Here is a 19,717-nt window from a genome sequence, read left to right on the forward strand (position 1 = left end):
TCGCTCCTGCAGCGATGTGGACTAGGCTCTAAGCACTGCTTGATTATCCTTGTGACGTCTTGTCGAATTCTTTTGCCCGCGGGGGCGGGTGCTGTACCTTTTTCCTGTCACTCGTCGACTTTCAAACAGAACCCTGGAGCCTGACCACTGATTTGAGAGGTGCCCCATGAGTCTGCTGCTTGAACCCTATACTCTTCGCCAATTGACCCTGCTCAACCGCATCGCGGTATCGCCGATGTGCCAGTATTCCAGCGTCGATGGCCTGGCCAATGACTGGCATCTGGTCCACCTCGGCAGCCGTGCCATCGGCGGGGCGGGGCTGGTGTTCACCGAAGCCACGGCGATCACCGCTGACGGGCGCATCACCGCGCAAGACCTTGGCCTGTGGAGCGATGAACAGATCGAACCCTTGCAACGCATTACTCGCTTCATTTCTGCCCAAGGCGGCGTAGCGGGCATCCAGTTGGCCCACGCGGGGCGCAAGGCCAGCACCTGGCGGCCGTGGCTCGGCAAGCATGGCAGCGTAAAACCTGAAGACGGTGGCTGGTTGCCGGTCGGCCCGTCACCGATTGCTTTCGACCCCCAACACACACAGCCCAAACAGCTCGACGATGCTGAAATCGCCGAGGTGATTCAGGCGTTTGTCGATGCAGCCAAACGTGCGCTGGAAGCCGGTTTCAAGGTGGTGGAAGTGCATGCGGCCCATGGCTACCTGTTGCATCAATTTCTTTCACCACTGAGTAATCAGCGGCGTGACCAGTGGGGCGGTTCATTTGAGAACCGCATTCGCCTGGTATTACAGGTCACCGAAGCGGTGCGTGCGGTGTGGCCGGAAGAGTTGCCGCTGTTTGTCCGGGTCTCGGCCACGGACTGGGTGGAGGATGGCTGGAATCCGGACGAAACTGTCGAACTGGCGCGTCGCCTCAAAACCCTGGGCGTGGATCTGATCGATGTGTCGTCGGGTGGTACGGCGGTCAATGCGGAAATTCCTACCGGCCCCGGCTATCAGACGCGCTTCGCCGAAAAGGTCCGCAAGGAGGCAGAAATCGCCACCGGCACCGTAGGCATGATTACCGACCCGGCGCAGGCCGAGCACATTCTGCGCACCTGTCAGGCGGACATCATCTTCCTGGCCCGCGAACTGTTGCGCGATCCCTATTGGCCGCTGCATGCCGACGACGATCTCGGCGGGCGCAAGGCTATCTGGCCGGCGCAGTATCAACGGGCGACTCATCGCGATCAGCCAATCCATGAGTCGGATTTGCGGGAATAAACCGGCCGCTACGAAAAAGCCCCTGAATCGTGAGATTCAGGGGCTTTCGTTTTTGCGGACTAGCGATCAGGCCGCTTCGATCTTGCTGCGGTTCTGCTCGACCTTATTCAGGTAATCCTTGAGCTTTTCCTGTTCCGCCGGCGTGGTGAACAAACCGAGCTTGCTGCGGCGCCACAGGATGTCCTGCGCGGTGGTCGCCCATTCTTCGCTACACAGGTAATCGACTTCACGGGTATAGAGACCGCCGCCGATGTGTTCGCCCAGGTCGCCGAGGTTTTGAACGCCTTCGAGCATGCGCCAGGTCCGGCTGCCGTAGGTGGTGGACCAGCGACGGGAAATTTCCGTTGGAACCCAGTCGAACGTGTCGCGGATTTTTGAGCTCAACGCCTGCGGGGTGGTCATGTCTTCGCCGCCCGGCAGCGGCGCGTTGGCGGTCCAGTTCGGCTGGATGTGCGTGAAGTAAGGTGCCAGTTGTGCCAGCGCCGACTCGGCCAGTTTGCGGTAGGTGGTGAGCTTGCCGCCGAACACCGACAGTAGCGGCGCTTCTTCACCGCTGCCCGACAGCGCGAGGGTGTAGTCGCGGGTGACGGCTGACGGGTTGTCGGATTCGTCGTTGCATAGCGGGCGCACGCCGGAATAGCTGTGCAGGATGTCGTCGCGGCTGAGCTGTTTCTTGAAGTGGGCGTTGACTACGTTCAACAGATAGTCGGTTTCGCCATCGGTGATCGCCACGGCAGCCGGGTCGCCGGTGTATTCGCGGTCGGTGGTGCCGATCAGGGTGAAGTGGTTCAGGTACGGAATGGTGAACACGATGCGCTGATCTTCGTTTTGCAGAATGTGCGCGTGTTCACCTTCGTACAGCTTCGGCACGATCAGGTGGCTGCCCTGGATCAGGCGGATGCCGTACGGCGATTCCATTTTCAGGTCATCACGAATGAACTTGGCGACCCACGGGCCGGCGGCGTTCACCAGCGCCTTGGCGCGGATCGAAAACAGGCTGCCATCGGCGCGCTCGAGGTGCAGGTGCCACAGGCCTTTGGTGCGACGGGCGCTGACGCAACGGGTCTGGGTATGGACGTGGGCGCCCTTTTCCCGGGCCGCCATGGCGTTCAAGACCACCAGGCGCGCATCGTCGACCCAGCAGTCGGAGTATTCGAAGCCTTTGGTGATTTCGCTTTTCAGGGCGCTGTCCGGGCCGAACTTCAGGCTTTTCGAACCCTGAAGCTGTTCGCGTTTACCGAGGTTGTCATACAGGAACAGGCCGGCGCGGATCATCCAGGCCGGACGCAGGTGCGGGCGATGCGGCAGCACGAAGCGCATTTGTTTGACGATGTGCGGGGCTTTGGCCAGCAGCACTTCACGTTCGGCCAGGGCTTCGCGCACCAGGCGGAACTCGTAATGTTCGAGATAGCGCAGACCGCCGTGGATCAGCTTGCTGCTGGCCGAGGAGGTGTGGCTGGCCAAGTCATCCTTTTCGCAAAGGAACACCGAGAGACCGCGGCCGGCGGCATCTGCTGCGATCCCCACGCCATTGATCCCGCCACCGATGACGGCGATATCGTAGACCTCGGCAAGAGGGGGCGTAGGCAAGGTAGAAGTGGGCATCGACTAGGGCCTCGGGACTTTTATGAGTTTCTGTTATGAGTGCTGTATTTGAAATCGAACATGAATGTTCATTTGCGAAAATACTAGCCCATAAAGACGCGCACAGCCAGTCAGCTTCGATTGAAAATACTCATCGAAGGGCTGATAAAGGAAAATTTACGAACATAAAAGCAAAAGATCGCAGCCTTCGGCAGCGTCTACAGACACATGAATCCTGTAGGCGCTGCCGAGGGCTGCGATCTTTAAAGGCCGAAAAGATTAAACGACTTCCAGCCGAACCTTATGCTGGTTCAACAACTGCGCCAGCGCCGGCGACGGTTGCTGATCGGTGACCAGGCAATCGACCAGGCTGATCGGCCCCAAGCGGATCATGGCGTTGCGCCCGAATTTGCTGGAGTCGGCGGCGAGGATCACTTGTCGGGCGTTGGCGATGATCGCCTGGGACACCCGCACTTCCTGATAATCGAAATCCAGCAGGCTGCCGTCTTCATCGATGCCGCTGATGCCGACCAGGGCAAAATCGACCTTGAACTGATTGATGAAATCGACGCTGGCCTGGCCCACCACGCCACCATCGCGTCGCACGTTGCCGCCGGTCAGCAGCACGTCAAAATCGTCCTTGGCGCTGAGCATCGAGGCCACGTGCAGGTTGTTGGTGATGATCTTCAGATGGCTGTGATTGAGCAGTGCGCGGGCGATGGATTCGGTCGTCGTGCCGATGTTGATGAACAACGAGGCGTGGTCGGGAATCTGTGCGGCAATCGCTTCGCCGATGCGCTGCTTCTCATCGCGCATCTGGTCGGCACGCATGGCGTAGGCGGTGTTTTCAACACTGGAATCGTAAGCGGCGCCGCCGTGATAGCGACGCAGCAAATTGGCTTCCGCAAGCTGATTTATATCGCGGCGGATGGTTTGCGGGGTAACAACGAACAGCGTGGCCATTTCCTCGATACTGACGTAGCCGCGTTCGCGGACCAGTTCGAGGATTTGCTGCTGACGGGGAGGCAGATTCATGGGGCGTCCTTTGGGCTGCCGTGCAAAATTTGCCCATGATGCCGCAGGAATCTGCTCCCTACCAGTTACAAGCTGATACGAGTCTGTAAGTGGGCTTATTCCGCCTCGTCTTCAGACGCCCAATCGCGGGTGCGGCTGACGGCTTTTTTCCAGCCGGCGTAGAGTTTTTCCTTGGCGGTTTCGTCCAGGGTCGGTTCGAACTTGCGTTCGATCACCGCCTTGCCGCGCAACTCTTCCAGGCTGCCCCAGAAACCGCAGGCCAGGCCCGCCAGGTAAGCAGCACCCAGCGCCGTGGTTTCGCGCATTTGCGGGCGCTCGACCTGAGTGCCGAGGATGTCGGCCTGGAACTGCATGAGGAAGTTGTTCGCCACCGCACCGCCATCCACGCGCAGGGCTTTGAGGCGTTCGCCGGCGTCCTGTTGCATGGCGTCGAGTACGTCGCGGGTCTGGTAGGCGATCGACTCCAGTGCGGCGCGGATGATGTGGTCGACACGTACACCGCGGGTCAGGCCGAACAATGCGCCACGGGCGTACGGGTCCCAATAGGGCGCGCCGAGGCCAGTGAAGGCGGGCACCAGGTACACGCCGTTGCTGTCCTTGACCTTGTTGGCGAAGTATTCGGTGTCGTGGGCGTCGTTGATGATCTTCAACTCGTCACGCAGCCATTGCACGGTGGAGCCACCGTTGAACACCGCGCCTTCCAGCGCATAGGCCGCTTCGCCGCGGGGGCCGCAAGCGATGGTGGTGAGCATGCCGTGTTTGGATTTCACGGCTTTGTCGCCGGTGTTCATCAACAGGAAGCAACCGGTGCCGTAGGTGTTTTTCGCCTGACCGGCTTCAACGCACATCTGACCGAACAGCGCGGCTTGCTGGTCACCGGCGATACCGCCGATGGCAATGCCGCTCTTGGTGCGGCCATATATTTCCGACGACGACTTCACTTCCGGGAGCATTTCGCGCGGGATGTCCAGCACTTCCAGCATCTTCGCGTCCCACTCCAGGGTGTGGATGTTGAAGAGCATGGTGCGCGAGGCGTTGGTGTAGTCGGTGACGTGCACCTTGCCGCCGGTAAATTTCCAGATCAGCCAGCTGTCGACGGTGCCGAACAGCAGCTCGCCGTTGCGCGCGCGTTCGCGGCTGCCTTCGACGTTGTCGAGAATCCACTTGAGCTTGGTACCGGAAAAGTACGGGTCGGTGACCAGGCCTGTGGTGTCGCTGATGTATTGCTCGTGGCCATCGCGCTTGAGCTGCTGGCAAATCTCGGTGCTGCGGCGGCACTGCCAGACAATCGCGTTGTAGATCGGTCGGCCGGTGTTCTTGTCCCAGACCACGGTGGTTTCACGCTGGTTGGTGATGCCGATGGCGGCGACCTGATCGTGATGCAGGCCGGCTTGCGCCAGGGCCTCGACCATCACCGCGCTCTGGGTGGCGAAGATTTCCATCGGGTCATGCTCGACCCAGCCGGCTTGCGGGTAATGCTGCGCGAACTCCCGTTGAGCGGTGCAGACCACGTTGGCGTCGCGGTCGAAAATGATCGCGCGGGAACTGGTCGTACCCTGATCGAGGGCAATGATGTAGTTCTTATTCTGAGTGTCGGTCATGTCGATTGCCTTGGACGAAATAAGGGAGTGAGGTCTGGCGCGCGATCTTTTCGGCAGGAACATGCGCCAACGGTATCAAGAAATTCTCGGTTTGCCGTCAATGGCCGTTGTTGTGTCCTTTGTAGCAGGTACGGCGTTCGGCAGATGGCGGGCGATGATTCCGCGGTAAGCCGCTGCACCTAGGCAGGCACCGACTATCGGGGCGAAAACCGGTACCAGGCAATACGGAATATCGCGCCCGCCCGTGAGGGAAATCTCACCCCAGCCGGCGAAAAAGGTCATCAGTTTTGGGCCGAAGTCACGAGCGGGATTCATCGCAAAACCGGTCAGCGGCCCCATCGAACTGCCAATCACCGCAATCAGCAGGCCGATCAGGATCGGCGCCAGCGGGCCGTTGGGCAGGCCATTGTTGTCGTCGGTCAGCGACATGATCACGCCCATCAGGATGGCGGTGATGATGACTTCGACGAGGAATGCTTGTGCCGTGGACAGGCTCGGGTTGGGGAAGGTGGAGAATACCGACGCCAATTCCAGGCTGGCTTCGGTGCCGCGAACCATGTGATGGGCTTGTTCGAAATCGAAGAACAGGTTGCTGTACAGCGTGTACACCAACAGAGCGCCGCAAAAGGCGCCGCCTACCTGGGCGAAAATGTAGAAGGGCAGTTTGCGCTTTTCGAAGTCGGCAAAAATGCTCAGTGCGATGCTCACGGCAGGGTTGAGATGAGCCCCGGAAACGCCTGCGGTCAGGTAGATCGCCATGCTCACGCCGACGCCCCAGATGATGCTGATTTCCCATAAGCCAAAGCTGGCACCCGCGACCTTGAGCGCGGCAACGCAGCCTGTACCAAAAAAGATCAGAAGTGCAGTACCCAGAAATTCGGCCATGCATTGGCTCGAGAGCGACGGTTGTTGTAAAGCAGTTGTCATTGAAACCTCATTTTTCTTCTTGTCTGGCGCTTTCATTCCATTGTGGTCAAAGCGCGTTTTTCACCGTGGCAGGATCCCCATCCTGTTCCCGGTTTACAGCGGGGCACTGCGGTAAGACGTTTCGTACAGTTTCAGAAACGAAAAAATATAGACAAGAAACACACCTGTCAAAGGTCGAAAGTGAACCGTCGGTCATAAATAAACTATCAGCCCTGTGAATGATCGTGACGGGTGATGGTGGGATGCCTGTTCAAACGGTGCCGGGATAGAGCCTTTTGTGCATCAATGTCCTAGAATCCGGCGCAGTATTTTTCTACTGTCGCCAAGTCTGGAGCTGTCATGACACCCGCATTGGATTTGCTGAAAAAGGTTCGGGCCGAACACCGTGTGCACAGTTATGAACACGACCCGAAGGCTGCGTCCTATGGGTTGGAAGCTGCGGAAAAACTCGGATTGGACCCGGCGCAAGTGTTCAAGACCTTGTTGGCGGCCAGTGAAAAAAGTGAATTGCTGGTGGCGGTGGTGCCGGTTGGCGGGACTCTCGATTTGAAAGCACTGGCCCATGCGGCCGGGGTGAAGAAAGTCGAAATGGCCGACCCGGCGGCGGCCCAGCGCTCCACCGGATATCTGTTGGGCGGGATCAGTCCGTTGGGGCAGAAGAAGCGCTTGCGCACCTTTATCGACAATTCGGCCCAGCCCTTTGCGAGCATTTTTGTCAGCGCGGGGCGCCGTGGCCTGGAAGTCGAACTGACCCCCGCGGTGCTGGCTGAACATACCCAGGCAACGTTCGCCGATATCGGCCGAGCTTGAGCGTATAAAGGAGAAGTCTCATGCAGCTTGAGTTTCATCAGGTCGATGCGTTCAGCGATCGTCCCTTCAGTGGTAACCCGGCGATGGTGTATCGACTGGATGCGTGGCTCGCCGATGAGTTGATGCAAAAGATCGCCGCGGAACACAACCTCGCCGAAACGGCTTTCGTGGTGCGAGAAGGGCAGGGCTGGCACATTCGCTGGTTTACCCCGACCACCGAGGTGCCATTGTGTGGTCACGCGACGCTGGCCAGCGCTTACGTTTTGTTTGAAGTCTACAAGGAACCCGTTCAGCGCCTGGATTTCACCTGCAAGTCCGGCCCATTGAGCGTGAGTCGCGAGGGTGGGCGTTTGTGGCTGGATTTCCCGTCGATCATCCCTTCGGAAGTGGGCGTGACCCTGGACGTCGAGCGCGCACTCGGGGTGGAAGCGGTCGATGTGCTGGGTTCAAACGAGTTGTTCGTGGTGCTGGAGTCCGAGCAGGCCGTGCTCGATTGCAAGCCGGACATGGTCGCACTGGCGAAACTGCCATGGCTGGGCGCCATCGTGACCGCACGGGGCAATAAACACGATTTCGTCTCGCGCTATTTCGCACCGGCGATTGGCATCAATGAGGACCCGGTGACCGGATCGACCCATTGCAGCCTGATCCCGTATTGGTCCAGGCGTCTGGGCAAGTCGAGTCTGACGGCTTATCAGTGTTCGGCGCGGGGTGGAGAGTTGTTCTGCCGGCTGGAAGGCGATCGGGTGAAGATAGGCGGGGATGCGACGCTGGTGGCCAGCGGTATGCTGATATTGGGTTGAAAGCAAAAGATCGCAGTCGAACGCTGCGATCTTTTGATCCTTATCAGTGAGCGGTGCTGTACCGCCGCACACCGGATTCAACCACCGGAATCTGCGCCGCCATGCTGCCGGATGCCTGGAACAACACCAGGTGTTCGGCGGCGACACGAATGCCAACCTCGACGCCGACCTGATGATCGACATGGCTCGGGAAGATCGATTCCAGCTGCGCACCCGTCGGCATTTGCAGGCGATAAAGCGTCGACGCCCCCTGGAACGACTTGCCGACGATCCGTGCTTTCAATGCGCTGTCTGGCGCATAAACGATATCGTCCGGACGCAACAGCACATCCACCGCGCCACCGACCGGCCAGGTGTAGGCACGGTTGCCGCGCAACTCTCCGAGTTCGGTCTGCACCGATTCCGGGCTGCTCAACTGGCCACGAATGAAGTACCCCTGGCCGATGAAACTGGCCACGTACGGCGTCAGCGGTTCGTGATAGAGGTTGTAGGGCGTGTCCCACTGTTCCAGCCGTCCTTCCTTGAACACACCAACGTGATCGCTGACGGCGAAGGCTTCTTCCTGATCGTGGGTCACCAGAATCGCGCTGGTGCCACGGGCCTTGAGAATGTCGCGAACCTCGTGGCTGAGCTTGCGGCGCAATTCGCCATCGAGGTTGGAGAACGGTTCGTCGAGCAGCAACAATTGCGGCTCCGGTGCCAAGGCGCGGGCCAGCGCAACACGTTGCTGTTGACCGCCGGAAAGCTCATGGGGGAAGCGCTTGCCGAGGCCCTTGAGGTTGACCAACTCCAGCAACTCTTCGGTCACCCGATCCTTTTGCGGATGCTTGCGAATGCCGAAAGCGATGTTGTCGGCCACGCTCAAATGCGGAAACAGCGCGTAGTCCTGGAACACCATGCCAATGCGACGTTTCTCCGGCGCGAGGGTGAAACCGGCGCTGGAGATGGTCTCGCCGGCCAACTGGATATCACCTTCGTGCACCGGTTCGAAGCCGGCAATGGCGCGCAGGGTGGTGGTCTTGCCGCAACCGGAAGAGCCGAGCAGGCAGCCGATGTCGCCGGCGTTCAAATGCAGGTTGAGGTTCTGCACCACGCGCTGGTCTTGATAGCCGCAGGCGAGGTTGCGCAGGTTTAGCAGTAATGGCTGGCTCATGCGTGGTGATACGCCGGCTCGACCAGAAACTCGAGCAGCGCCTTTTGCGCGTGAAGACGGTTTTCCGCTTGATCCCAGGCCACGGAGCGCGAGTCGTCGAGCAGGTCGACGCTGATCTCTTCACCGCGGTGTGCTGGCAGGCAATGCATGAACAGCACGTCGCTGGCGGCCAGATCGAGCAGTGCGCGATTGACCTGATACGGGGCGAACAACTTCAAGCGCTTGGCGGTTTCTTCTTCCTGGCCCATGGAGGTCCAGACGTCGGTGCTCACCAGGTGGGCGCCGCGCACGGCATCCTTCGGATCGCGCACGATGGTGACGCGGTCGCCGGCCTTGGCCACGAATTCCGGATTCGGTTCGTAACCTTCCGGGCAAGCGATGCGCAGCTGGAAGTCGAACTGGATAGCCGCTTCTATATAGCTGTTGCACATGTTGTTGCCGTCGCCGATCCAGGCCACGGTCTTGCCCTGGATGGAGCCACGGTGCTCGAGGAAGGTTTGCATGTCGGCCAGCAACTGGCAGGGGTGCAAATCATCGGACAGGCCGTTGATCACTGGCACGCGCGAGTTGGCGGCGAATTCGGTCAGATTGCTATGGGCAAAGGTACGGATCATCACCGCGTCGAGCATGCTCGACATGACGATCGCGCAGTCGCCGATCGGCTCGCCACGGCCCAGTTGGGTATCACGCGGCGACAGGAAAATAGCCTGGCCGCCGAGCTGGATCATGCCGGCTTCGAAGGAAATGCGGGTGCGGGTCGAGGACTTCTCGAAGATCATCCCGAGCACGCGGTTTTTCAGGGGCTCGAACAGTACGCCGCGGTTACGCAGGTCTTTGAGCTCAACGCCTCGACGGATCACGCTGACCAGCTCTTCGGGCGTGCAATCCATCAGGGAGAGAAAGTGCCTTGCGCTCATCATTGACTACCTTTTTGCTACAAACCGCAGATGCTCAAAGCCTTGTTTAACGGAACAACGGGCGAGACCTGCGGCGTAAGCCGCACGGGGCGACGAAATAGGGGAAGGCGCGATCTTATAATTAAATGTCGCGTCTTACCAATAGGGCTACGGTTTTTAGGGGATTTCAGAGGGGCTACGGGATAACCGCAGTAGCGCTTTTGAAGCCTGTTTCCTGACAGCAGCCAGGCATTTGTACACCGCGCCTGCTCAACTTGGCAATCAGGCGGGGCGGCGGCGGTACGCTGATGGTCGGTTTCTGGCCTGCTGTTCGCAGGCCTTGTACGCGCGCGTCTGGTCCGAAACATTTGCTAATGCAAAGTGCTGGGTTATAAATAAATCACCAGCGACGCAGGAAGCCACCGCGATGGAATCGAAAGAACAGCAGCTAATGGATTTGCTCGGCCTTACGGCCCGCTCCCTGACTCACCTGACCGCCTCCATGACGTCGATGTCCTTCGAATTGCTGCGCAGCAGCGATCCGGTGACCCGGGACGCCGGTCGCCGGATGATCGACCGTATGGCCACCATCAGCACCGGGCTCGACGAGCACTGGCGGTTGATCGGCGAACTGACAGGCGTGCATGTCGCCCACGAGCAGATCGAAACCCTTCAGGAAGTCCAGTTGCAGGCGCCGCCCAGGCTTCCGGCGAGCTGATCGACGCGGCTAAATCGGCTGGCCTGATGGTCATCGATTCACAAGACGAACGTCGCTGGCGCGGTGGCCGGGCTGACGCCATAGTTTTGTTCCCGCGGTCGATACTGCCCGCCCAGAACAAAACAGAGACTGGCCATGACCAAGACTCTCCATCACCGTGCGTGCCACCTGTGTGAAGCCATCTGCGGCCTGACCATCGAAACCACCGAGCTCGAAGGCAGCGTGCAGATCACTTCGATCAAGGGCGACCCTCTGGACACATTCAGTCGCGGGCATATCTGCCCGAAGGCTGTCGCCCTGCAAGACATCCAGAACGATCCGGATCGCCTGCATCAGCCGATGCGCCGCGTTGGCAGCGAGTGGCAGCCCATCGAATGGGAAGACGCCTTCAACCTTGTCGCCGAGCGCCTGGCGGCGATTCAGGCGCGACACGGGCAAAACTCGGTGGCGGTCTATCAGGGCAACCCCAGCGTGCACAATTATGGGTTGATGACCCACAGCAATTACTTTCTTGGCCTGCTGAAAACCCGCAACCGGTTTTCCGCGACCTCGGTTGACCAATTGCCCCATCACCTGACCAGCCATTTGATGTACGGCCACGGTTTGCTGCTGCCGATTCCGGATATCGATCACACCGATTTCATGCTGATCCTTGGCGGCAACCCGCTCGCGTCCAACGGCAGCATCATGACCGTGCCTGACGTGGAAAAACGCTTGAAAGCCATTCAGGCTCGCGGCGGCAAAGTAGTGGTGGTCGACCCGCGTCGCAGTGAAACGGCGGCGATTGCCGATCAGCACCTGTTCGTGCGTCCCGGTGGCGATGCGGCGTTGTTGTTCGGGCTGCTCAATACGTTGTTCGCTGAAGGCCTGACCCGTGACAGTCATTTACCGGTGGATGGTCTGGATGACGTGCGCGAGGCCATCGCGACGTTCACCGCAGAAGCGATGAGCCCGTTGTGCGCGGTGCCGGCCGAACAGATCCGTCAACTGGCGCGGGATTTCGCTGCAGCGCCGAGCGCGGTTTGCTATGGCCGCATGGGCGTCTCGACCCAGGCGTTCGGCACGTTGTGCCATTGGCTGGTGCAACTGATCAACCTGGTGACTGGCAACCTCGACCGCGAGGGCGGCGCGTTGTGCACCGAACCGGCAGTGGACATGGTGGCCTCGACGTCGGGCGGGCATTTCAATCTGTGGCAGAGCCGTGTCTCCGGGCGTCCCGAATATGCCGGTGAACTGCCGGTGTCGGCGCTGGCCGAAGAGATGCTGACCGAAGGGGAGGGCCAGGTTCGTGCGTTGATCACCGTAGCCGGTAACCCGGTGCTCTCTACACCGAACGGCCGTCAACTGGAGCAAGCGCTGGACGGTCTGGAGTTCATGGTCAGTGTCGACTTGTACATCAACGAGACCACGCGATACGCCGACCTGATCCTGCCGTCCACCTCGGCGCTGGAAAACGATCACTACGACACCACGTTCAACATGTTTGCGGTGCGCAACGTCAGCCGTTTCAATCGGGCGATTCTCGCCAAACCCGAGGGGGCATTGCACGACTGGGAAATTTTCGTCGGGCTGGCCAAGGCGTTTGCCGCGAAAACCGGCAAGGAGCTGAAACCGACCATTGCTCCGGCGCAGATGATCGATCGCGGCTTGCGCATGGGGTTGTATGGCGATGCTTCCGAGCACCAATTGTCTTTGGCGACTTTGTTCGATCATCCTCACGGTGTGGATCTGGGGGCGCTGAAGCCTAATCTGGCGCCACGTCTGAAAACTGCTAATCAGCGAGTTCAGGCCGCGCCCGCCGCGATCCTTGCCGACCTGGCGCGCTTTGCAGCGTTGCAGGCCCCGGCAGCCGATGAGCTGCTGATGATCGGCCGCCGTCATGTACGCAGCAACAATTCGTGGATGCATAACTACCATCGCCTGGTGAAAGGCAAGCCTCGCCATCAGTTGTTGATGAACCCGGAAGATCTGGCCAGTCGTGGCTTGAGCGATGGCCAGCGCGTGCGGGTCAGTTCGCGAGTTGGCGTTATCGAAGTGGAAGTACTCGGCAGCCCGGATATGATGAAAGGAGTGGTCAGCCTTCCGCACGGTTGGGGTCATGCGCGGCCGGGCGTGCAAATGACGATTGCCAGTGGCCAGCCGGGCTCCAGTGCCAACGACCTGACCGACGAGTGTCAGCTCGACGAATTATCGGGTAATGCGGCGTTGAACGGCGTTCCAGTGACCGTGGCAGCGGCTTGATCACATCTGACGGAGAGACCGAGCATGGCGCTCGGCTTTCCGTTACAATGCGCCACCGTGCCGACCCATGAGTCGGAAAGTTCAGCCGAGGTGCTCCATGGATATCATCGAAACGATTAAAGAGCAGATTGCCAACAACACCATTCTGCTTTACATGAAAGGCTCGCCGAATGCCCCGCAGTGTGGCTTCTCTGCCAAAGCCGCGCAGGCCGTGATGGCATGTGGTGAAAAGTTTGCGTACGTGGACATCCTGCAGAACCCGGAAATCCGCGCCAACCTGCCAAAATACGCCAACTGGCCAACCTTCCCGCAACTGTGGGTCGGTGGTGAACTGGTCGGCGGTAGCGACATCATGACCGAGATGGCTGCAGACGGTTCGTTGCAAACCACCATCAAGGCTGCTGTCGAAGCCGCTGCAGCCAACAAGACCGAAGCTTAAATCGATTGGCTCCCTGCAGTGCAGGAGCCGTCGAGTGAAACAAGGCTGTGATCCTTGATCTCCAGCCACTAAAAAGCCCCGCCCCTCTATCGAGGTGGCGGGGCTTTTTATTTGCTTAACACGTTACTGGCGTGTCGTGCTGCCAACATCGCAGCCTCGTTTCACTCGACAGTTCTTACTCTTCACCCATCTGCGATTGCAGATAGTTCTCGATACCAATCTTGTCGATCAGGCCAAGTTGGGTTTCCAGCCAGTCGATGTGTTCTTCTTCTGATTCGAGGATGTCTTCAAGCAGTTCACGGCTACCGAAGTCGCCGACTTTTTCGCAATGAGCGATCGCTACCTTCAGATCGGCATGGCCGGTCTTCTCGATACGCAGGTCACACTCGATCATTTCCTTGGTGTGCTCGCCGATGTGCAGCTTGCCCAGGTCCTGGACGTTCGGCAGGCCTTCAAGGAACAGGATGCGCTTGATCAGCTTGTCCGCGTGTTTCATCTCGTCGATGGATTCGTGGTACTCGTGCTTGCCGAGCTTGTTCAGACCCCAATCTTCATACATCCGCGCGTGCAGGAAGTATTGGTTGATCGCGACCAGCTCATTGGCAAGGATCTTGTTGAGATGCTGGATGACTGTAATGTCGCCTTTCATGATGGGGTCCTGCCCTGTATTAGCTGTCTATAAGGCAGAGTTTGAGCCGCGCAACTAAGAGTGTCAAACCTAAGTTATTGAATAATATATGAAAATTAATCGGAATAAGAATGTTTGTGTTCCGCGTCTAGAGCATAACTAGTTGATTTTCAGGCATAAAAAAACCGGACATGAGTCCGGTTCTTTGAAATTCGGTATTTACGCAGCTGTAAATTCTGCTGGAAAAGGAATCGCGGCCTGGGCTGTCTGCAGCTCCATCAGGGTTTCGCGAACCACTTCTTTGGCGAGACAGGCACATTTGCCGCATTGACTGGCAACGCCGGTGGCCAAACGGACTTCTTTGTAGCTGCAGCATCCTTCATAGATCGCATCGCGGATTTTACCGTCGGTGACGCCAGTGCAGAGGCAAACATACATAAGTGAAAACCGTCGCTTGTTTATGTCTCGAATGCGATGGATCTTAATGTTAACGAGAATGATTGTCAAAGTGCTTTGCGGGCACTTTTTGCCAAGGCTGACGAACGGTTTTCCTTCGGCGCGCAGCAGCGGATTTTGCCGGGGCGATTTTTGCGTCTGCAGGAAAAACCGTTGAGGACAGGTCAAACACGCAGTGTATGATGACCGGTCTTTTCGAAACGGGTTCGTGTCACAGGGCTGTCGTCTATGGATGGCAGGCTGATGCGAACCTTGTTTTTCACGCTTCTACACCAGGAGATATCCAATGAGCGTACTCGTAGGCAAACAAGCCCCTGACTTCACCGTACCGGCCGTACTCGGCAATGGCGAAATCGTAGACAGCTTCACCCTGTCGTCAGCCATCAAAGGCAAATACGGCCTGGTGTTCTTCTACCCACTGGACTTCACCTTCGTTTGCCCGTCGGAGCTGATCGCTCTGGACAACCGCATGTCCGAGTTCAAGGCACGCAACGTTGAAGTGGTCGCGGTGTCGATCGACTCGCACTTCACCCATAACGCCTGGCGCAACACCCCGGTCAACGATGGTGGTATCGGCGCAGTTCGTTACACCATGGCTGCCGATATCAAGCAGGAAATCATGAAGGCCTACGACGTTCAGTCCGCTGACGGCGTTGCATTCCGTGGCGCGTTCCTGATCGACGACAAAGGCGTTGTCCGTTCGCAGATCATCAACGACCTGCCGCTGGGCCGTAACATGGAAGAGCTGCTGCGTCTGGTCGACGCTCTGCAATTCCACGAAGAGCACGGTGAAGTCTGCCCTGCCAACTGGAAGAAAGGCGACAAAGGCATGAACGCTTCGCCAGAAGGCGTTGCGGCTTACCTGACCGAGCACGCTGCCGCACTGTAAGGCACGCTCCAGGTACAAAAAAACCGGCTATCGAGGCCGGTTTTTTATGGGCGGGATTTAACCGATGACCTGTCAGTCGTCGAAATCTTCCCAGCCGCCCATCTGTTTCCAGCGATTGACGATGCCGCAGAACAGCTCGGCGGTCTTCTCGGTGTCATAGCGAGCCGAGTGAGCCTCGCGACCGTCGAAGTCGATGTCCGCTGCCTGACAGGCCTTGGCGAGTACGGTTTGACCGTAGGCCAGACCGGCGAGGGTCGCGGTGTCGAAACTGGAGAACGGATGGAACGGGTTGCGCTTCATGTCCAGACGCGCAACTGCCGCGTTCAGAAAGCCCAGGTCGAAGCTGCTGTTGTGTCCGACCAGAATCGCCCGCTTGCAGCCGTTGGCCTTCAGCGCCTTGCGCACGCCGCGGAAGATATCGTTCAGGGCCGTCTCTTCACTCACTGCCATGCGCAGTGGGTGATCGAGCTTGATCCCTGTGAACTCCAGGGCTGCGGCTTCGACGTTCGCGCCTTCGAAAGGCTCGACGCGGAAGAAGTAGGTGTGATCAGGGTAAACGAAACCCTTTTCATCCATGGCGATGGTGGTCGCGGCGATTTCCAGCAGGGCGTCGGTGGCCGAGTTGAAGCCACCGGTTTCTACGTCGACGACAACGGGCAGGTAGCCACGAAACCGTGCGGCCATCGGGTGACGGGAACCGCCGCCACCGCCTTGACCTTCCTGTTCATCGTCGAAATGGTCTTCACTCACGCGTGTTCCTCCAGCAGGCGCCAGCGCAGTTTTTCACCGGCGCGCAGCGGGATAACGGTCAGCTCGCCAAACGGCAGGCTGGTCGGGGCGGTCCATTCTTCGCGAACCAGGGTGATGCGATCGGTGTTGGCCGGCAGGCCATAGAAACGCGGGCCGTTGAGGCTGGCGAAGGCTTCGAGCTTGTCCAGCGCGTTGCGCTGTTCGAAGGCTTCGGCGTACATCTCGATCGCCGCATAAGCGGTGTAGCAGCCGGCGCAACCGCAGGCGGCTTCCTTGGCATGCTGGGCGTGGGGCGCCGAGTCGGTGCCGAGGAAGAACTTCTCGCTGCCGCTGGTGGCGGCGTCGAGCAGGGCTTCCTGGTGCGTGTTGCGCTTGAGGATCGGCAGGCAGTAGAAGTGTGGCCGAATCCCGCCCACCAGCATGTGGTTGCGGTTGTACAGCAGGTGATGCGCAGTGATGGTTGCGCCAACGTTGGCCGAGGCCGAGTTGACGAACTGCACGGCGTCTGCCGTGGTGATGTGTTCGAACACCACTTTGAGCGTCGGGAAACGCTCGACCACACGACGCATGTGCTCATCGATGAAGTTTTTTTCGCGGTCGAACACGTCGACATCGCCGCGGGTGACTTCACCGTGGATCAACAAAGGCATCCCGACTTCGGCCATAGCCTCGATCGCCGGGAAAATCTTGTCGATGCTGGTGACGCCAGAGTCCGAGTTGGTGGTCGCGCCGGCCGGGTACAGCTTGGCGGCGTGCACGAAACCGCTGGCCTTGGCCTCGCGAATTTCTTCAGGCTGGGTGCGATCGGTGAGGTACAGCACCATCAGCGGTTCGAACGGGCTGCCGGCCGGGCGGGCAGCGAGAATCCGCTGGCGATAGCCGTCGGCTTCAGCCACATTGCGGACCGGAGGGACCAGGTTAGGCATGATGATGGCGCGACCAAAGGTGCGCGCAACATCCGCAACGGTATTGGTCAACACGGCACCATCGCGAAGATGAATGTGCCAGTCGTCGGGACGCAGCAGGGTCAGGCGGTCGGACATGAGGGGATTCCAGGCGGGTCAAACTGAGGGGAATGCTACCGGAAAAGACTCTTGCAGGCACTCGCTATCAAGTTTTGCCGCAAGCTTCCGATATCCAACAGGTATGCCGTAAACATCTGTGTGTCGGTCTTTTTGTTGTCGAAGCCAGTGGAGCCTCCCGTGCGCCAGCGTTATTTAGCCTTGCTCAGTGTGTTTGCCAGCCTTCCTGCGATGGCGCTCACTTTCCAGACGCGTCTGGAGAGCATTGAGTGGACGGTCGAAGGAGACAAGTTCGAGTGCCGCCTGACTCAGCCGATCACCGATTTCGGTTCGGGACAATTCGTGCGTCGCGCGGGCGAGCAGGCGACGTTTCGTCTGAACGCTTATAACGCAATGATGGGCGGTGGCTCGGCTACCCTTTTGGCGGCCGCTGCACCGTGGCAACCGGGGCGTGGCGATATCAATCTTGGTTCCGTACGCATCGGCAGCGGCAATGTGTTGTTCAACAGTTCGCAAGTGCAGGCGGGGCGGTTGATCAGCGGCCTGATGGACGGGCGCAGTCCCGTGGTTCGACACTCCTCGGGCGATGGCCGGGTGTCGGAGGTGCGCCTGTTGCCGGTCAAGTTCAATAAGGCCTTTGCCGATTATCAGGGCTGTGTGGCCAAGCTGTTGCCGCAGAATTTTGATCAGGTGAAACAGTCCGAAGTCGGTTTCCCGGGTGGTGGTATTGATCTGGATGCGGCCGCGAAAGCCAAACTTCAGGTGATGATCGAGTTCATGAAGGCCGATCCGACGGTCAATCACATTGAACTCGATGGCCATTCGGACAACAGTGGCAATCGCCTGACCAACCGTGATCTGTCTCGACGTCGGGCGCTGGCGGTGATGGAGTTCTTCAAGGCCAACGGCATCCAGGAGTCGCAAATCACCATGCGTTTCCACGGCGAGCGTTACCCGCTGGCGCCGAATTCCAACAACGCCAACCGCTCGAAAAACCGTCGGGTAGCCGTACGCCTGGAGCGGGGCGCGCCCGCGGAACAAATGGCTCCTCAAGCCACGAAACCGGCAGCCTCCGCAACTTCCTGACTCATCGGTCATCGTCGCGCTCTCGACATATTCTGTCGCTTCGTCGTCATAAGCTGTCGCGCCACTGTAAATTATTCTGTATGAGCGGTAGACTTCCCGGCTTTCCGTAGAACCCCGTGGAGTGATGGCATGGCGGACGTAAACAAGGTCGTTCTGGCGTATTCCGGCGGCCTGGACACTTCGGTGATCCTCAAGTGGCTGCAGGATACTTATAACTGTGAAGTGGTGACCTTCACCGCTGACCTGGGTCAGGGCGAAGAGGTCGAGCCGGCACGCGCCAAGGCTCAGGCCATGGGCGTCAAAGAAATCTACATCGACGACCTGCGCGAAGAGTTCGTGCGCGATTTCGTGTTCCCGATGTTCCGCGCCAATACCGTTTACGAAGGCGAGTACCTGTTGGGTACTTCCATCGCTCGTCCGCTGATCGCCAAACGCCTGATCGAAATCGCCAACGAAACCGGCGCTGACGCCATTTCCCACGGCGCCACCGGCAAGGGTAACGACCAGGTTCGTTTCGAACTGGGCGCCTACGCCTTGAAACCGGGTGTGAAAGTGATCGCTCCGTGGCGCGAATGGGACCTGCTGTCCCGTGAGAAGCTGATGGACTACGCTGAAAAGCACGCGATCCCGATCGAGCGTCACGGCAAGAAAAAATCCCCGTACTCGATGGATGCCAACTTGTTGCACATCTCCTATGAAGGTGGCGTGCTGGAAGATACCTGGACCGAGCACGAAGAAGACATGTGGCGCTGGACAGTCTCCCCGGAGAAAGCTCCAGACAAAGCGCAGTACCTGGAACTGACCTACCGCAATGGCGACATCGTCGCGCTGGACGGCGTTGAAATGACCCCGGCCACCGTTTTGGCGACCCTGAACCGTATCGGTGGCGAACACGGTATCGGTCGTCTGGACATCGTCGAGAACCGTTACGTGGGCATGAAGTCCCGTGGCTGCTACGAAACCCCAGGCGGCACCATCATGCTGCGCGCCCACCGGGCGATCGAATCGATCACCCTGGACCGCGAAGTGGCTCACCTCAAGGACGAGCTGATGCCGAAATACGCCAGCCTGATCTACACCGGCTACTGGTGGAGTCCTGAGCGTCTGATGCTGCAACAGATGATCGATGCGTCCCAGGCTCACGTGAATGGCGTTGTGCGCCTGAAACTGTACAAGGGTAACGTGATTGTCACCGGTCGCAAGTCCGATGAGTCGTTGTTCGACGCCAACATTGCCACCTTCGAAGAAGATGGCGGCGCCTACAACCAGGCTGACGCAGCGGGCTTCATCAAGCTCAATGCGCTGCGCATGCGCATCGCCGCGAACAAAGGCCGCAAGCTGTTCTAAGGCCTTGAGCGGATAATGGATGGGTGGCCTTGTCATCGACGAGGCCACCGATTCGAATA

At 59.0% G+C, this 19,717-nt stretch carries 19 protein-coding genes; 9 read left to right on the forward strand and 10 right to left on the reverse strand.

Annotated elements, in window-relative coordinates; all coding sequences use genetic code 11:
• Window positions 1–166: 166 nt before the first annotated feature.
• Window positions 167–1,273, forward strand: a complete 1,107-nt coding sequence (locus ACNYC6_RS19100; RefSeq protein ID WP_419708694.1) for an NADH:flavin oxidoreductase/NADH oxidase — start codon at window positions 167–169, stop codon at window positions 1,271–1,273.
• 66 nt (window positions 1,274–1,339) lie between these two features.
• On the opposite strand, the gene glpD is transcribed toward ACNYC6_RS19100, so the two are convergent.
• From glpD to ACNYC6_RS19120, 4 genes are all read right to left on the reverse strand, one after another.
• Window positions 1,340–2,878, reverse strand: a complete 1,539-nt coding sequence (glpD, locus tag ACNYC6_RS19105; RefSeq protein ID WP_419708695.1) for a glycerol-3-phosphate dehydrogenase — start codon at window positions 2,876–2,878, stop codon at window positions 1,340–1,342.
• A 258-nt stretch (window positions 2,879–3,136) separates the two neighbouring features.
• On the reverse strand, window positions 3,137–3,892 hold the full coding sequence (locus ACNYC6_RS19110; RefSeq protein WP_007971301.1) for a DeoR/GlpR family transcriptional regulator: 756 nt from the start codon (window positions 3,890–3,892) through the stop codon (window positions 3,137–3,139).
• Window positions 3,893–3,987: 95 nt separating this feature from the next.
• The gene (gene glpK, locus ACNYC6_RS19115) at window positions 3,988–5,493 is read right to left on the reverse strand and encodes a glycerol kinase GlpK (protein ID WP_419708696.1); all 1,506 of its coding nucleotides are present in this window, start codon (window positions 5,491–5,493) and stop codon (window positions 3,988–3,990) included.
• Window positions 5,494–5,568: 75 nt separating this feature from the next.
• Complete coding sequence (locus tag ACNYC6_RS19120) at window positions 5,569–6,420, reverse strand: MIP/aquaporin family protein (protein ID WP_419708697.1); 852 nt, start codon at window positions 6,418–6,420, stop codon at window positions 5,569–5,571.
• Between the two features lie 339 nt (window positions 6,421–6,759).
• On the opposite strand from ACNYC6_RS19120, the gene ybaK reads away from it, so the two are divergent.
• Both ybaK and ACNYC6_RS19130 read left to right on the forward strand, forming a co-directional pair.
• Complete coding sequence (gene ybaK, locus ACNYC6_RS19125; RefSeq protein ID WP_419708698.1) at window positions 6,760–7,230, forward strand: Cys-tRNA(Pro) deacylase; 471 nt, start codon at window positions 6,760–6,762, stop codon at window positions 7,228–7,230.
• 20 nt (window positions 7,231–7,250) lie between these two features.
• Window positions 7,251–8,033 (forward strand): PhzF family phenazine biosynthesis protein, encoded by a 783-nt coding sequence (locus ACNYC6_RS19130; RefSeq protein WP_419708699.1) that lies wholly within the window; start codon window positions 7,251–7,253, stop codon window positions 8,031–8,033.
• 43 nt (window positions 8,034–8,076) lie between these two features.
• On the opposite strand, the gene ACNYC6_RS19135 is transcribed toward ACNYC6_RS19130, so the two are convergent.
• Complete coding sequence (locus tag ACNYC6_RS19135; protein ID WP_419708700.1) at window positions 8,077–9,186, reverse strand: ABC transporter ATP-binding protein; 1,110 nt, start codon at window positions 9,184–9,186, stop codon at window positions 8,077–8,079.
• Window positions 9,183–10,103, reverse strand: coding sequence for an ornithine carbamoyltransferase (gene argF / locus ACNYC6_RS19140; protein WP_338582797.1), 921 nt, complete (start codon window positions 10,101–10,103; stop codon window positions 9,183–9,185). The genes ACNYC6_RS19135 and argF overlap by 4 nt, the downstream gene beginning before the upstream one ends.
• A gap of 406 nt (window positions 10,104–10,509) precedes the next feature.
• Between argF and ACNYC6_RS19145 the strand changes: the two genes are divergently transcribed.
• The 3 genes from ACNYC6_RS19145 to grxD all read left to right on the forward strand — a co-directional run bounded on the left by ACNYC6_RS19145 (window position 10,510) and on the right by grxD (window position 13,480).
• On the forward strand, window positions 10,510–10,800 hold the full coding sequence (locus ACNYC6_RS19145; RefSeq protein WP_419708701.1) for a hypothetical protein: 291 nt from the start codon (window positions 10,510–10,512) through the stop codon (window positions 10,798–10,800).
• A gap of 135 nt (window positions 10,801–10,935) precedes the next feature.
• Entirely contained in the window at window positions 10,936–13,041 is a 2,106-nt protein-coding gene (locus tag ACNYC6_RS19150; protein WP_419708702.1) for a molybdopterin oxidoreductase family protein, read from the forward strand.
• Window positions 13,042–13,138: 97 nt separating this feature from the next.
• The gene (gene grxD / locus ACNYC6_RS19155) at window positions 13,139–13,480 is read left to right on the forward strand and encodes a Grx4 family monothiol glutaredoxin (protein ID WP_007943565.1); all 342 of its coding nucleotides are present in this window, start codon (window positions 13,139–13,141) and stop codon (window positions 13,478–13,480) included.
• A gap of 175 nt (window positions 13,481–13,655) precedes the next feature.
• Here grxD and bfr read toward each other — a convergent pair whose 3' ends face one another.
• Entirely contained in the window at window positions 13,656–14,129 is a 474-nt protein-coding gene (gene bfr, locus ACNYC6_RS19160) for a bacterioferritin (protein WP_416126289.1), read from the reverse strand.
• Window positions 14,130–14,327: 198 nt separating this feature from the next.
• Window positions 14,328–14,546 carry a bacterioferritin-associated ferredoxin gene (locus ACNYC6_RS19165; protein WP_056853602.1) on the reverse strand — a complete coding sequence of 73 codons (219 nt, stop codon included), beginning with the start codon at window positions 14,544–14,546 and terminating at the stop codon, window positions 14,328–14,330.
• A gap of 304 nt (window positions 14,547–14,850) precedes the next feature.
• On the opposite strand from ACNYC6_RS19165, the gene ACNYC6_RS19170 reads away from it, so the two are divergent.
• A complete protein-coding gene (locus ACNYC6_RS19170; protein ID WP_008057532.1) occupies window positions 14,851–15,453 on the forward strand; it encodes a peroxiredoxin in 603 nt (200 codons plus the stop codon).
• A 72-nt stretch (window positions 15,454–15,525) separates the two neighbouring features.
• On the opposite strand, the gene rnt is transcribed toward ACNYC6_RS19170, so the two are convergent.
• Window positions 15,526–16,203 carry a ribonuclease T gene (gene rnt, locus ACNYC6_RS19175; protein WP_056853601.1) on the reverse strand — a complete coding sequence of 226 codons (678 nt, stop codon included), beginning with the start codon at window positions 16,201–16,203 and terminating at the stop codon, window positions 15,526–15,528.
• On the reverse strand, window positions 16,200–17,246 hold the full coding sequence (gene pyrC / locus ACNYC6_RS19180; protein WP_419708703.1) for a dihydroorotase: 1,047 nt from the start codon (window positions 17,244–17,246) through the stop codon (window positions 16,200–16,202). The genes rnt and pyrC overlap by 4 nt, the downstream gene beginning before the upstream one ends.
• Before the next feature lie 159 nt (window positions 17,247–17,405).
• Here pyrC and ACNYC6_RS19185 point away from each other — a divergent pair, with 159 nt between their 5' ends.
• Complete coding sequence (locus tag ACNYC6_RS19185) at window positions 17,406–18,311, forward strand: flagellar protein MotY (protein WP_419708704.1); 906 nt, start codon at window positions 17,406–17,408, stop codon at window positions 18,309–18,311.
• 129 nt (window positions 18,312–18,440) lie between these two features.
• A complete protein-coding gene (locus ACNYC6_RS19190; RefSeq protein WP_223489117.1) occupies window positions 18,441–19,658 on the forward strand; it encodes an argininosuccinate synthase in 1,218 nt (405 codons plus the stop codon).
• Window positions 19,659–19,717 lie beyond the last annotated feature (59 nt).

The sequence above is a fragment of the Pseudomonas sp. NFX224 genome (assembly GCF_048565165.1).
Lineage (GTDB): Bacteria > Pseudomonadota > Gammaproteobacteria > Pseudomonadales > Pseudomonadaceae > Aquipseudomonas.